Genomic DNA, 15,063 nt, shown 5'->3' on the forward strand with positions numbered 1-15,063 from the left:
TTCAGGGACCGATGTTTTAACATGTATGAGAAAAGAGAATCGTGCTTAAAATTTTTTCACTTTTTTCAATTTTTTTTTCAGCTGCAGGTACTCTGTGTTATTGCAACCCAGTTTCATAAGTATTCTTAAATTCTTATATAAGTTATATTTTATATTTATTATGTTCGAAACCTTTTTTTAGACCCAGGTATGCTGTTAAAACGCTGATTTTCAGTAATTTCTGAGGGTTGTTTAGTGTGTTTCTTTCTTATATATTTCGTTCATGTTTAACTATAAAAATATATTTTAATGAAAACAACACGTTTACTTTCGCTCCTGGCCCTTGCGGCCGTATTCAGTTTCTCCTCTTGCCAGAAAGAAGAGGCCGATGTAACAGCCAACGAGATCTCACCCCTTGCGATGGCTAAAATCTCGGAGATGGGTTTCAACACAGACAATGTGCAACGCACCGAGGGTGGCTACATTGTGGAAGGTGATATCTTCTTCTCTGAGAGCGATTTGCAAAGCTCTCCGGAAACCACGGCCCTGCGCGTGGGTGAGGAGGAGCAGTACCGCACCAACAACCTGGTGAGCGTGGGCACCAGCCGCACCATTAATGTGGCCATCACCACCAGCCTTCCTTCTTCCTATGTAACAGCACTGGACGAGGCCATCCGCCGTTTCAACGCCGAGAACCTGCGCCTCAAGTTCCGCCGCGTGTCTTCCGGCTACAACATCTTGGTGTCGAAGGCGCCAAGCGGTTCTTCTTATCTGGCCTCTGCCGGCTTCCCGTCCGGTGGAAACCCTTATAACTCCGTAAAGGTGAACTCAGACTACCTGGGCACTAACCCGGGCACCAACTACCTGGCCACGATCCTGGCGCACGAGATCGGTCACACCATCGGCTTCCGCCACACCGACTACATGAACAGAGCGTATAGCTGCGGTGGTTCGTACTACAACGAAGGTGCCTCTACGGTAGGTGCGGTGCACATCCCAGGCACGCCAACCGGCGCCGACCCGAACTCCTGGATGCTGGCCTGCATCGGCTCTGGCGTGAACCGTTACTTCAACTCTAACGACAGAACAGCCCTAAGGTACCTATACCAGTAGTTCGGTTCTTCATGCTACAAAAAGGCACAGTCCCTCCAGAGGGGCTGTGCCTTTTTTTGTTCCTGATGATGCAGTTCAGGATAGGTATAGGTATAGGTATAGGTATAGGTATAGGCGGCTCGAAATGAAGAGGCGTAGTAATACCAAGGCCGGCCTATACCTGACAATGGAGGGTATAGGGCTTTACTGAACTACCATTTTGCTTGAAAGTACAGCTCCCTTCTCTGTGGTCAGCCGGAGAATGTAGAGCCCGGGCAGGAGGCCTTTGGTCTGTAGTTCCTTCAGCATGCCTGTTTCCTGCGATTCCCGCACCGGCCTGCCCAGACGGTCTATGACCTGCACCTGCACCGTCTCGCTTTCTACGGCTACAAATACAGTTTCGCCAGTCGCTACCGGGTTAGGGTATGCCTGCACAAAGTTTTGCGGGGTATAGATCACCGTTTCCTCCTGGCTGTAGATTGTCTTGCCATCCCCAGTGGTCAAGCTCGCGCGGTACACATTCCGGCCAGGTATAGGGGCTTTGTCGATGAGCTGATACTGCAGGCTGGATGAAGGAGTGCCGGTGTGTACTGTCTTAAAATTGCCATTGTCCAGCCGTTCCAGGCGTACGTTTGCCAACTGGTACGTGGTGCTGAGGCTCAAAGAGAAACGGGCCATGTCGGGTGTCACCAACTGTTGTGGCTGAAAACTGCTGATGTAGCAGGGCGATGTTTCAGCCTGAACAGATATACTGCGACCATAGGAGGCTTGAGATCCTTGAATGACAGGTGCCACTGCCAGGTAGGTGCCCTGTAGTGCGCTTCGGTTTATCATAGCAAGGGTATCAGCCGTTTGGAGGAGGGGCTCCAGATGCGTGGCACCTAACTGGAATAACTGATACTCCTGCGCATTAGGTTGCTTAGCCCAATGCAGCATTACCTGTTCCTCGCAGTTAAAACCGATCCGCACATCCGCAGGTCTAGCCAGAATGAACGCTTCTGTTTGCAAGGCTATACCTTCACGAAGCAGGCGTAGTTGTGCCCGAGCCACGGTGTCTGGTGTTTGCCAGGTATAGCTACCCTGGCTCAGGTCTATACCTTCGGCTATGGTGTGCCAGGTATCGGAACCATGCAGACGGTACTGCAGCGTGGCCGCCCCCGCACTTGTGCCAGCGTGCCAGGCAAGTCGATTAGCCTGCCCGGGTACCAACGTAGAGGTAGCCACAGGGTATAGCCATTCCATGCCTTGCTCCAATTCATACACCAGACTGAACTCCTGCACTCCCTTTGGCACACGGAAACCCGATACCTGCAAGGTATAGGTGCCGGCTGCCGGCGCTTCAATCGTGATCTGCTCTACGTTGTTCAGGCGGTCCGGCCTGCGGCGGGCGGGCTGTTGCAGGGAGTCGGGGTGAGGGAAAGTGCTCAGGACCCAGGGTTGCCAACTCTTACCAGAAGATGTATGGCGCAATACCAGATCCAGATCATTGACGAGCGCCTGCTCGGCGTTGGGCTCCGCTTCAGGGTCATGCCAAACCAAAGTGGCTTTCAGGCGCTGTATGCCTGCGGGCACGATCACTTGAAAAGTGCTTGATTGACCTGCTGCCACTGCATCCAGTTTAAAGCGCTGCGCTTGTATACTTCGAAGTGCACCAAGAGCGTCAGCATTGCCATAACCAGACGAGAAATCAGGACCGGGTTTGCCTGTATCTTCTGCACTGTTGATCAAGGCTGCTTTTACCAGCGAGGCCGGCGGAAGAGCGCCGTGTTGTGCTTTGTAAAGCTGTTGCACCAGCAGGGCTATACCTGAAACCATCGCCGCCGATTCTGAAGTGCCTGCAGCCCCATGCGCCACCAGCTCCGGTTTAATGCGGCCGTCGTAAGCCGGACCTCTGGAACTGCGTACGCCTACCTGCCCATCCGGGTCCAGCGCCCCTACGCTCAGCGTGTTTTTAGAAATCTTGAACTGTCCGGTGAGGTTGGCTATACCTGGCAGATTGGCATAGGTGCCGCTTGTCTCGGCTTTGTCACCGCTGTTGCCAGATGAAAACACATGAAGCAACCCAGGATGCTGGTAGCTTTGTTGATCATAAGCCTGGGCTTCCAGTCCGTAGTAATTCTCAACGCCTACGCCATAGGAGTGGTTCTGCACGCTTATACCTTGGCTCAACAGGGCTTCGCTGTTATCAGGGAACAATTCTTCGAAGCTGGAGTGGGCAACAAGGGCATGCTGCGTCACACCGATGCCATTCGGTCCCGTATTGCCGGCACCGGCGATCAGGGTGGCCATGGTCGTGGCATGCGGACTGCGGTTGCCCGTCACAGATTGCGGGTTGATGACACGGCCCTGCAGGTCAATATCGGCAGGGTCGAAGGCAGACTCTTTTACTGACACCGCCATACCTTGTCCGGCAATATCCCGAAAGGCCGCTTGTGCAGCATAGATATTGTTCACTACATAATCAGTGTCTTTCAGCTCCAGTTCCTCCACGGCACGGCGGTTGGGCTTGTCTACATACAACACTTCCGGCGAAGCAGCCAATTGCAGCAGTTGCGCTGGCTTGATGCCGGTTATCAGTAGCGTATTGGAGTGTTGGTCAGACTCCCTCACGGTGGCATTTAGTTGTTGCTGTTGCAACCAGGTATAGAATGCTTTTTTGCTGGATACCTGTATGCGGTACGATGCAGGAGGAGTGGTCTGGCGGAATTGCTGGAGGTGAGGCGCCAGCTTGCGGATTACCTGTTGTGGAAGTGGGGCTTGTTGTGCCTGCGATTGGAGCGGGAGCAGGGTCAGCAGGCAAAGCACAGGTATCCAAAATGTCTGTTTAAGTTTGTAGCGTGGTGGCATAGAGCGGACGTACGTGTAAAGCTCAGTTTCTATTGCACAGAATAGCATTAAAGCTAATCAATAGCCACCATATAGGCAATAGCTAATAAGGCACGATCTGCTGAAAATCAGAACTATACCTATGTCTAAACAAGAAGATTTGTTGGAGGGTTTTTCTCTGGGGCACTACATCTTGTAGATCCACTTAAAGAGCAGGATGCCCAGTATACAGCCAATGGTGTTACTCATTACATCTACCATGTCGCCCTGGCGGCCGGGTATGAAAAAGTGCTGCAACAGCTCGATCGCGATGCCGAACATGGAGCTCACAAAAAAAGCCGTGCGCATGGCATAGAGTTGCACACGCATAAAGGTATGCTGCTTTTTCAGGCCCACCACCATCAGGTACGTGAGCACGGCAAACATGAAAGCGTGCGCAAACGAATCAAAAGAGAAGATCTCCCAGATAGAAAGGGAGGGCATAGAAGAGGAGGGCAGCAGCGTCAAAACCATGATCACTGCTGCCCAAATGATGGTAAAGAAATTATACCGTAGAATCAAACCTGCTTCTATACTTGCAAAATTACTGACCGATTACTTCACGGTAACCTTCAGCCGTCAACAGGCCTTCTACTTCGCTCGCGTCGCTAATAGACATTTTGATAATCCATCCGTCGCCGTAAGGATCAGAGTTTACCAGCTCAGGGCTGCCATCCAGCTTCTCGTTGAACTCCTGCACGGTGCCGCTTAGTGGGCTGAACAGATCAGACACAGTCTTCACTGCCTCTACTGTACCAAATACATCGTTCTGGCTAACTTCTTTGTCCACGGTGTCGATGTCAACATACACGATGTCGCCCAGTTCGCTTTGTGCGAAGTCTGTAATGCCGATGTAGGCTACGTCTCCTTCTATGCGCACCCACTCATGGTCTTTGGTATACTTTAGGTTGTCAGGTAAATTCATATCTATTGCTTTGGGTTAAATGATGTCCAAAAATACAGTCTTTTTCGCAATGCTAAAAATTATTGCAGACTAACACGTAGCTGTACCCCACCTTCCGACACACTGTTACGGAATGAAGTAGATATTTTAGGGTCAGACACGGTGCGCAGCAGGTAAAACTGTATGTTCACACGCTGGCTCAACACATAATCCACGGTTGGGCGCAGTTGCAGCTGGCGGGTGCCGTTGGTGATCTGGTTCTGGCTTATCTCGTTGCCCTGCTCGTCCTGCGCAATGGCCCGCTGCACGGTTTGGTTGTCTCGCACCGACATGTCCATGCGCATGGTCAGCTCGTTCTCCAGCGTGCGCCGCTCCCCGCCTATCCGGAGAGGTATACGGAAATTGGTGGTGCTATACCCAAATCCGAAGGTATAGTCTTTCACGTTGGTTTCGGTTACCTGTGCATTTGTCAAGTTGAGTGACAAGTTGCGCTCTATTCTATACCCGAGGCGTCCGGTTAGGTTTGTGTTGGTTCTGAAGTTCACGCCCAGCAGTTCCAGTCGCTCCTGCACTGTGAGCTGGTTTAAGATATAGTACGGAATCAGCTGCCCAAACTCGTTGGTGCGGGTCGGGTAGTCGCCCGGGTTGTTTTCGTAAGCCAGCGAGGTTGTAAAGCTCGTCACGTTATAGGTCGAGTTGTAGGAGTGCGTCAGGTTTACCTGGCTGAACCAACGTTTAAAGAACTCCAGCTGCGACAGGCCGTTGTAGTCGATGCGCCAGTTAGGTATAGGCAGACGTTTAACAGGGTTGCCGCCTTTGGCCTGGAAACCGCTGGCGTCGCGCCCCTGGTAAGCGTACACGAACGATTGCAGGAGCACATCCTGCGAGTTCAGGGTATAGCCTGAGTCGCCGGCCGCGGCATTGGCGTTGGTGAGGCGCTCGCGTATCTCGTAGCGGTTACGGATAAAGTTGTCGAATGCAGCCGAGGTTCCGTCAGCAGTAGGCTCGAAAATGGTGCCCAGCGCAAAGAAGGATGTGCTGAACGAACCGGTGTTGATCGGATTCTGGCGCTCATTGACTGTCCCGATGTTGCCGAAGTCATCAAACTGCTTGCGGTAGAACACCTCCTCGATCTCCGATATGTTACGGCGGGCATCGAGCTGCAGGTTAAAGTTGCGGAAAGGCTCCATGTTGGCCCTGGCCGTGAAAGTCTCAGTTTTGATGCCGCTGAACGGCGTGTTCAGGTACTGGCTGCTGTCGGTATACCAACCGTTCGTGAAGGCGCGGTTATAAAGCTCATCCAGGTCATACTGACGACCAAGGATAAACGGAAGTCCAGGCGCATCGAAACCATCGTCAAAGCCAAGCATGTGGGTGCGCGGCAGGTAGCCCGGCATCATGGTGCCCTGATTCTGCAGGTAGGTGAAGTTTACTGAGCGGGTCATCATCAGGAAGCGGGCCAGTCCTTTGGCAAGCTTCATTTCAGAGCGCTTCTGCACAACCGTGTCGCCTGGTGCAGGCACCGGCGGTCCGGCTTGCGGCTGCGTCGGACTGTTCACCTCTTTCAGGAACTTCACTTTGTTGTAAAGCTTCACCATGTCAAAACGGCCATTTGCGCTGAACTCGGTGTTGTTCTCGGCGGTATTACCCAAACGGAAAGACGCATCCTGGTTCAGGGCCGTGGAGCCTGCCGTCCAGATGTAGGTAACGGCATAGCGTGTTTCTGCGCCTAGCCAGTCCGTAAGCGGGAATTTATCAAACGGAACCTTGTAGTTAGCAGCCACCAACTGGTTGTAGTTTGTGTTACGGCCAAAATTGCGCAGGTTGTCCCAGATCACTTTGTTTTTGTAGCGCAGCGAGTCCACATCGCGGTTGATGCGGTAGTCCGGCTCGTCTACTACAGCACGGTTGGTGGCGGTGTAGTCCAGCGAGAGGCTCTTGCTGATGTCCCACTTGAGGTCGTAGATGCGGTTGAAGAAGAAGTACTTCTGGAAGGTAGGCTCTATACCTCTGGAGGTGATCAGACCCGAACCCGGGTCGCGGCGCTGCAGGAAGGTCTCGTTATACCTGCGGTCGAGGTCTGCGCGGAATGCGAATCGGCTTGGCAGCGGCGTGAAATTCAGGTCTTTGATCAGGCGCATGTACGGCGACTTGAGGCGCTCGCTTTTGGCGAAGAACTCGTAATTGCGTGGCGTGTTGGTATAGGTGTAGGCCACCGCCCCGGTATAGGTTCTTGTGAAGTCACGGTCCGTTTCGATGTTGGTGAACAGGCGCTCGGCATAGGAATACGAGAACGACAGGTTTTCCACATCGTACGGGCGCACCTTGGCCTCCGGATTCGTCCGTTCTTTCCGCACATTCAGCAAACTCACGCTCTTTCGGGTCTCCCGGGTACTCACTTCTTGCCTGTACTCCCTTTGCGCTTCGTTGGTCTCATACCTTGTCAACGACTGCTCCAACGGCACGTCCTTATCGAGTGGGTCAAACTGCGGGGCACTGTTCATGGTGCCGTACTGCACCGATACCGGCACTTTTATACCTAGTTTTTCGGGCAGGAACTTATCGGCCACAATGTTGGCGCTCACGTCAAATACGGCTGTATTCTCGCGGGCACGCTGGGCAATTTTCTGCTGAAGCGATCCAAAACCAATGGTGGTATAGCTGCCTGTTGCCGTGACGTTGGCGAAATCGGCCAGTTTGGTGTTAAGGCGGGCGTTGGCTGCCCAGCCTGAGTTATTTCTAAAGTCTGTTACGCGCAATTCGTTCACCCACACGCAAACCGATTGCGGCCGGGCATCTTCGCCAGGTACGGTCGGGTTACGCAAGCCGATCATCACGCTTTGCACCTCACTGAAATCCGGGTTACCCACCACTCGAATCATTTTGCCACCTTCGAGCATAACCTCAAAAGGACGGCGGTTGTCCCAGCCACCAGTGGTTCTGTTGCGCTCTACTTTGGCATTTACAAAATCCTCCAGGGCAACGTCAATCTCGTTTTCAGCAAGCCAGATGCCTTCGCGGCTGGTGGTGCCGGGAGGGGTGATTTTAAGTGGCACCACGTACTCGTAGTAGTTTTGGGTGTAGTCCGTGCCGATGCGCACAAAGGCTTGTACATCATCGTCGCGGGTGTTCGGGTCGCGCGTTTGAGCGTGCAAAAACAACTTGAGGCGCTTGTAGATCAGCATGTCGATAGACAGGTTCTTATAAACCGCCTTGGAGAAGGAGTCTTTCAGGTCCTCTACGCACAGTTGCATCGCCTGCTCATTCTGACGGCGATTGTTGGTGGCGGCATAATCGCGCAGGCGCTCTATACCTGGCGGCATCACATAAGGGATGATCGTTTCGTCTTGTGCTGTTTCGCCGTTCTCCTCCACGTTCACGGTAGATACTGTAAACGAACGGGCATCGTCGGTGCAGTTCAGGCACGGGTTGCCGTCAGTGATCGGTTGCAGGAAGGTACGCCACTGGTTGGCCACAAACTGGAACTGCACAAAGCGGAGCACCACCGGATCGGCAAACTCGGTCATGTACATACGCATGAAGCGGATCGACTTGAAACCATTGATGTTCCCTACATTACCCGTTGGCTGGCGCACCGGTACCCGGAACTGGTACCAGGTTACATTGTCACCGGTCTTGGTGTCCACAATCTTGTCCACGATATAGTTCTCGCCCACGCTCATACCGCCCGGCTGCAGTTTGATCTTGTATTCGTAGTACTGCTCCAGGTCACTGATCACGTTGTCGCGGTTCAGGTCTTCCTTGTCCGGGAAAGCATAGTTAGAGAAGCGGCTCTGCTCCGGCGAGTTGCCCTCCATACCATTAAAGCGCTTGTAACGCTCCAGGATGCCGGCATTCTGCTGGTCATAAGACTCATCAAGGTGGTGCAGGAAGTTGTCGGCCGAAGGGTCAGAAAGGACGGTCTGCGGTGCTCCACCAGGTATACGGCCCAGGAAAGTGTTCTGGAAGAATTCACGCTCTGCGTTGTCACCTAATCCATCCAGACCAATATCCTGAAAACCACGGGCACCTGGCACAGCCGAAAAAGCATCGGTCAGGAACTGCTGCGTGGTCACGCGGCCCCATTCCGTATTCTGTAAGTTCTGGTTATCGGTAGCGGAGGTTGGTAAGCCGTTCTCAAACGAGTAGCGGTTGTCTTTGAGGATATCCTCCGATACGTTACCCAGGTTGATTACCAGTTCACCGCCCTCGTTATTCGCTATTGGGTTGCCGTTTTCGTCTTTTCGCCCCCTAGGTCCTGTCATGAAAGGATCCATCAGCCAAAACTCCACATACTCCACGTTGGCATTGTCGAAGTCTGTGTCGAACGTAATCTCACGGCTGATACCGCCCCAGTTTTTGCGCGGGTCGTTCTGCAACCTGCCCTGTGCGTCCAGGTTCGGGTTGTAGTTGTACTGCCCGCGCTCACGTGGGTAATAGGCCATGTCGAAGGTATACTCGTAGGCGTTGGCAATCTCACGATCACGGCCCGGGAATACTTCATACCTTGGTACAGGACGAACGTAATGGTTGCTGAGTTCCTCGTCGTTTATGTTGCTCGGGCGCAGGCCTTCGCTGTCGCGGTAGAAGATCTGGTCGATGGTATACCAAGCCACGCGGGCACGGTTGTAGGCATATTCTAAGCCTTGTCCCTGCGCCAATGGGGCAGGAGTGGCGGCCAATCGCCAGGTGGTGTTGTTAAAGCCGCCCAGGCTGAAGGGTGTTTCAGCACCTTCGAAGTCATCGAGGTATGATGTGCCGTCTTCATTCACCGGAGACTCAGAGGCAGAAGGAACCAGGTGCGCAAACTCCCCGCTGAACGTTACGCTCGATGGCACTTTGGTTTGAATGAACGGAATCATGTCCGTCATCTTCGTCAGGAAGCGTGACTCGCGGTTGAAGTTCACGTCCAGGCCGTAGATTGTGTTGTTCGTAGGCTCGTCGCCGATGCTCACGCGGTTGATGTAAGGCCTTTCGTTCAGGTGCAACACCGTACCACCTAGATTCAGGTCGTTGTTCACGCGATAGTCGAAGCGGGCGCCTAGCAGGGTGCGGGGCTGTATGTTGAGTAGTTCGGCCTTTTCGTACGTCACGCGCAGGTCGCTGGCCGACGCAATGTAGCTCGGGTTCAAAATTTTGATGCGGCCGAGGTCATAGAACACCTGGTAGTCGGTGCCTTCCTCGAGGCGTGTGCCGCCGGAGTATACCGCTACAGAGCCCTCGGCAATGCGGAAGCCCGGCAGCATGATTTCGTCGGTGGAACTGGCCTGGAAACGGCCTTTGAGATAGAATTTCGCTTTTAGTGTGTTCTGTTGCGCGTCCGTTTGTGTTTGTTCGTAGAGTTCCTGGAACACATAGCGTTCAATCAGGTCCTGCCGCCCTTCGAATTGACTGGCCAGGTATGAGCCAAAGGGTTCCACCACCGGAAAGATGATGCGCCCTGTTTCGGGGTCAATGGTTATACCTTCCAGGAAGTCAAAGTTGCCGTCGCGTGGTTTGTCGTTGTTCGTGTTAACATTGTCGAGGTTGAGCACCTCGATCAGCGGGATGTTCTGGATCGGGCTCGACTCTTTCAAGCTCGTGATGTCAACGCCCGTTTCATCATCTTTGTAAACGATCTGCAACTGGAAGTTCTGGCGGTTCACCTGCGTGGCATCCAGGCTGTAGACGTTCTTCATCATCAGGTCCCAGGTCGGGTATTCCAAGGCCGGGTTCGTCGCCTTCAGCAACTTCATGTGGATTACCTGGTCGTCGCGCAGGTTCTGGTAGTCCTCCATCAACTCACCTACCTTGTAGGTCTGGCCGTTGTAGGTATACTCGAAGGCCACGCCCAGCACCTGGTCGGGCAGAAGCGCGGTGGTGAGGGAGATGTAACCCAGCTGCGGGTTGAACTTATACTCGCGCGGGTCGAGGCGGCGTGCGCGCACGTGCTCAAAGTCAATTGCTTTCTGCAGGCCCAGGCTGTTCAGGTATGAGTCCACCTGGTCGTTGTTGCGGGCGCTCGGATTGTTGGCGATCAGGCCATACAGTGCGTTGGCATTATTGGCAGCCGGAGCCAGTGGGTTGCGCTCAAACTGGTTTCTAAAAGGATCGGCCTCACCCAAGTCCATGTAAGCGACCATGTTGCGCAGGTTTTCGGTGCTGCGGTTGTTGTTGGTCACGTACAGCTCCAGGCGGCGGATCACGATGCCGGAGTTCACCAGTGGCAGGTTCTGCAGCGTTTTGTCGTAGCGCCCCCGGAAGAACTGCGACAGGAAGAAGTGGCGGTCGCGGTCATAGCTATCGGCCCGGATCTCAAAAGGCTTGTTCTGGGCCCCGTTCTGAATGACCACCTCGTCGTTGCGCCCACGCACGTTGGCTGCAATCGTAGTAACGCCCAGGCGACCGAACTGCAGCTGTGTTTTTATACCGAACAGATTCTGTGCGCCTGTGATCAACGAGTTATTTAGCGGCAAGCTCACGTTACCAGCCTCTATCTTGCGGATGATTTCCTCCTCGAAGCCGGTATAGTCCAGCTTCATGTTGTTCTCAAACTCGAAGTTGGCGTTGTTGTCCCAGTTGAAGTTAAGGCGCATTTTCTCGCCGATCTTACCCACCAGGTTGAGCGAGATGTTCTGGTCAAAATCAAAGTCGCCGGTGCGCTGCTGACGGAGCGGTATAGACGGGTTTTCGTTGCGGTTAAAGCGGGCTCCGAACTTCAGGTTAACGTTACCGTTCGGCTGGATGTCTACAAAATTGCCCCCGAACACGCGGTCAAACACCGGGCTGATGTAGATCTTCGGCACCAGGCGACGGCCACTCACCACGCTCTCGCCGTCCAGACCGGCTGACTTGCTGCGCCAGTAGTCGCGGATGGCCTGTTGGCGCTGATAGCGTGAGTATTCCTCCCACGACATGGTAGAGGGCAGGCGGTAGTCCAACTCGCCCATGCGCTCGTTTATGTTGTACTGCCGCAAACTGTCGTCGAGCTGTATTTCGAGCTCAATGTTCGATGGCTGACCAAGCAGCAGGGGAGAAGAACTGGGGCGGGTGCCAAGGGGACTTCCGAGGCGGTCGCTCGGCGTAAAGGTCGGGCGGCGGCTCGGGATGTAGGGCTGCAGGCGGGCGGAGTCCTGCGGAATGGTATCCTGGACGAAAAAATCTGAAAAAATAAGGGTGCTATACCTGTTGTGTGAGCGCAATGCCCCGGCCTGCGACCACCATGCCAGCATAGTGATAGCAGCAACCGTTGCAAACAGCAGGCTGTTTTTTTTACTTTTCCAGATCAAGTTGGGCTCTACCGATTAAGAAGACTTTAAGGCAAATTTTATAAGTTCCTCTACGCTCAGGCTTCTGTCCTCCCGCTTGATGATGGCATCAAGCGTTTTCTCTGCCACGTTCTTAGCAAAGCCTAGTGTAACTAATGCTGATAACGCTTCTGCGCGTGACGTATTGTGTGCAGAAACGGGAACTGCTGTGCTACCAGCCAGCATGGTATCTTTCTTTATTTTATCTTTTAATTCCAATATAATACGTTGCGCGGTTTTAGCCCCAATTCCCTTCACATGCTGTATGGTACGTACGTCTTCCCGCACAATGGCCTGCTGTACTTCATCCACCGATAGCGACGACAAAATCATCAGGCCCGTGTTAGGGCCGACGCCTGAAATCGAGATCAGGAGCAGGAAAGTCTCCTTCTCAGCGGCTGTTGTAAACCCGTACAAGGTATGGGCATCCTCTTTGATGTGCAGGTAGGTATGCAGCTTGCAGCGCTCCCCCTCAGGCAGTGACGAGTACGTGTTCAGGGAGATTTTGATCTGATAACCTATGCCATTGACATCGACAATGACATAGGTTGGATCTTTCAGAGCGAGCTTACCGTCAATGTATGCGATCATCTATATATGTTTATTATTATAGTTTTGGGCATCTACGACAGCAATGGACACCATGTTAACGATTTCACGGATAGAACTGCCCAACTGCAGAATGTGCACTGGCTTGCGCATACCCATCAGTACCGGCCCAATTGCCTCAGCACCACCTATTTCCTGTAGCAGTTTATAGGCGATGTTACCTGATGTAAGCGTCGGGAAAATAAGTGTGTTCGCTCCTTTTTCAGCCAATTCGCTGAAAGGATAGTGCTCACGCAGCAGGTTCTTGTTCATGGCCGTGTTCGCCTGCATCTCACCGTCTATGAGCAGGTCCGGGTAGCGCTGCTTCGCCTTGCGCACAGCCTCAGCGCCCTTGTTCGGTATATCGCCCTGCACGGAGCCAAAGTTCGAGTACGACAGCACAGCCATACGCGGCTCCGTATCGAAGAAACGAACGGCACGGGCAGTCAGGCCAATGATGTCCACCAACTCGTCGGCAGTCGGATTTACGTTTACGGTTGTATCGGCAAAGAAGTAAGGCTCTTTTTTGCTCAGGATGATGTACATACCTGCCACTTTGTTTATACCTTCCTCAACCCCTATTATCTGTAAAGACGGGAGAATGGTTTTGGAGTAGTCGCGGGTGAGGCCTGAGATAAGCGCATCTGCTTCGCCTGTTTCAAGCATCATGGCCCCGAAGTAATTGCGGTCGCGCATCTGGCGGCGGCTGTCGAACAAGGTAAGGCCTTTGCGCTGGCGCTTTTTGTAAAGAAGCTGGGCAAACTCTTCGCGCTTTTGCTCTTCCTCGTATGGGTCGATGATCACACAGTCGTGCAGGTCGAGGTTGGTTTCCTCTATGATAGCAGCGATTCTGGCTTTGTTGCCCAGCAGAATCGGGTTGGCAATGCGTTGCTCTTTTACGATCTGGGCCGCTTTCAGAATCTTGTAGTGGTCCGCTTCCGCAAACACCACCGTCTTCGGATCTTTCTTCGCCTGGTTCGTAATCCGTGTCATCAGCTTCTGGTCGATACCGATGCGTTCCTGCAGTTCCGTTTCGTAAGCCTCCCAATTGGTGATGGGGTACTTGGCCACACCGCTCTCCATGGCAGCCCTGGCCACTGCCGGAGATACCGTGGTGATCAGGCGTGGATCGAGCGGCTTTGGTATCAGGTAGGTACGGCCGAATGAGATCGTGTTGTCTCCATAGGCTTTGTGTACCATTTCCGGAACGGGTTCCTTTGCCAGGTCAGCCAGGGCGCGCACGGCGGCCAGTTTCATTGCCTCGTTGATCTCAGTAGCACGCACATCCAAGGCTCCTCTAAAAATGTATGGAAAACCCAACACGTTGTTCACTTGGTTCGGATGGTCGGAGCGGCCGGTTGCCATGATCAGGTCCTCTCGGGTTTCCATGGCTACGGCATAAGGAATCTCAGGATCCGGGTTGGCCAGTGCGAAAATAATGGGGTCGTTTGCCATTAGTTTGACAAACTCTGGTGGCAGTACGTTGGCAGCCGAGAGCCCGATGAACACGTCGGCCCCTTTCATGGCTTCTTCCAGCGTAGTTATCTTGCGCAAGGTTACGAACTGCGCTCTGTAAATATCCAGGTCGTTGCGCTCAGGCCGGATGATACCATCTTTATCGAACATCACGATGTTATCGAGCTTGGCACCCAGGGCCACGTACAGCTTGGTGCAGGCAATGGCAGCGGCGCCGGCGCCGTTTATCACGATCTGAATTTCGTCTATTCTTTTGCCCGCCAATTCCAGCGCGTTGAGCAGGGCCGCTGAAGAGATGATGGCCGTACCGTGCTGGTCGTCGTGCATGAGCGGAATATTCATCTGCTCCTTCAGGGCATTCTCTATCTTGAAACTCTCCGGTGCTTTGATGTCTTCCAGGTTAATGCCGCCGAAAGTAGGCTCCAACGACTTCACGATGCGGATGAACTCTTCCGGGTCAGTGCAGTCGATTTCAATATCGAACACGTCTATACCTGCGAACTTCTTAAAAAGGACGCCTTTGCCCTCCATTACTGGTTTTGATGCATCCGGACCAATGTTGCCAAGGCCGAGTACGGCGGTTCCGTTAGATATTACCCCTACCAGGTTTCCCTTGGCGGTATATTTATAAACATTCTCTTTGTCAGCGGCTATTTCTTTGCAGGGCTCGGCTACTCCAGGAGAGTAAGCCAGGGCCAGGTCATGCTGGGTGCTCAGCATTTTAGTCGGCACTACTTCTATTTTGCCGGGCTGTCCCTGCATGTGGTAGTTAAGTGCGTCCTCTTTGTTTACTTTGATCATGGTATGCGTTATTGGTGTTGTCTCGTGTTAGTTGTTCCCTTGCGCTTTGCAGCTCCTGCGCCGGGCAGAAGC

7 protein-coding genes are annotated in these 15,063 nt (G+C 53.2%); 1 reads left to right on the top strand and 6 read right to left on the bottom strand.

The features are described from left to right. The first annotated feature begins 288 nt into the window (after window positions 1-288). Window positions 289-1,092, top strand: coding sequence for a M57 family metalloprotease (locus tag C8E01_RS20440; RefSeq protein WP_116545317.1), 804 nt, complete (start codon window positions 289-291; stop codon window positions 1,090-1,092). A 183-nt stretch (window positions 1,093-1,275) separates the two neighbouring features. Here C8E01_RS20440 and C8E01_RS20445 read toward each other — a convergent pair whose 3' ends face one another. From C8E01_RS20445 to C8E01_RS20470, 6 genes are all read right to left on the bottom strand, one after another. Further along, window positions 1,276-3,918, bottom strand: a complete 2,643-nt coding sequence (locus C8E01_RS20445) for a S8 family serine peptidase (RefSeq protein WP_165820701.1) — start codon at window positions 3,916-3,918, stop codon at window positions 1,276-1,278. 165 nt (window positions 3,919-4,083) lie between these two features. Further along, complete coding sequence (locus C8E01_RS20450) at window positions 4,084-4,458, bottom strand: VanZ family protein (RefSeq protein WP_243409735.1); 375 nt, start codon at window positions 4,456-4,458, stop codon at window positions 4,084-4,086. Window positions 4,459-4,480: 22 nt separating this feature from the next. Beyond that, entirely contained in the window at window positions 4,481-4,861 is a 381-nt protein-coding gene (gene gcvH, locus C8E01_RS20455; protein ID WP_116545319.1) for a glycine cleavage system protein GcvH, read from the bottom strand. Window positions 4,862-4,920: 59 nt separating this feature from the next. Continuing rightward, entirely contained in the window at window positions 4,921-12,051 is a 7,131-nt protein-coding gene (gene sov, locus C8E01_RS20460; protein ID WP_116545347.1) for a T9SS outer membrane translocon Sov/SprA, read from the bottom strand. A gap of 72 nt (window positions 12,052-12,123) precedes the next feature. Next, on the bottom strand, window positions 12,124-12,717 hold the full coding sequence (gene ruvA / locus C8E01_RS20465; RefSeq protein WP_116545320.1) for a Holliday junction branch migration protein RuvA: 594 nt from the start codon (window positions 12,715-12,717) through the stop codon (window positions 12,124-12,126). Continuing rightward, a complete protein-coding gene (locus C8E01_RS20470) occupies window positions 12,718-14,991 on the bottom strand; it encodes an NADP-dependent malic enzyme (protein WP_207774928.1) in 2,274 nt (757 codons plus the stop codon). It abuts the gene before it with no gap. Between the last annotated feature and the right edge of the window lie 72 nt (window positions 14,992-15,063).

Source organism: Pontibacter virosus (assembly GCF_003096355.1).
GTDB classification, from domain to species: Bacteria; Bacteroidota; Bacteroidia; order Cytophagales; family Hymenobacteraceae; genus Pontibacter; species Pontibacter virosus.

What these genes read in the sequence shown, in the direction of transcription:
- C8E01_RS20440 (WP_116545317.1), top strand. Translation starts at nt 289, where the DNA reads ATGAAAACAACACGTTTACTTTCGCTCCTGGCCCTTGCGGCCGTATTC.
- C8E01_RS20445 (WP_165820701.1), bottom strand. Translation starts at nt 3,918, where the DNA reads ATGCCACCACGCTACAAACTTAAACAGACATTTTGGATACCTGTGCTT.
- gcvH (WP_116545319.1), bottom strand. Translation starts at nt 4,861, where the DNA reads ATGAATTTACCTGACAACCTAAAGTATACCAAAGACCATGAGTGGGTG.
- sov (WP_116545347.1), bottom strand. Translation starts at nt 12,051, where the DNA reads ATGCTGGCATGGTGGTCGCAGGCCGGGGCATTGCGCTCACACAACAGG.
- ruvA (WP_116545320.1), bottom strand. Translation starts at nt 12,717, where the DNA reads ATGATCGCATACATTGACGGTAAGCTCGCTCTGAAAGATCCAACCTAT.
- C8E01_RS20470 (WP_207774928.1), bottom strand. Translation starts at nt 14,991, where the DNA reads ATGATCAAAGTAAACAAAGAGGACGCACTTAACTACCACATGCAGGGA.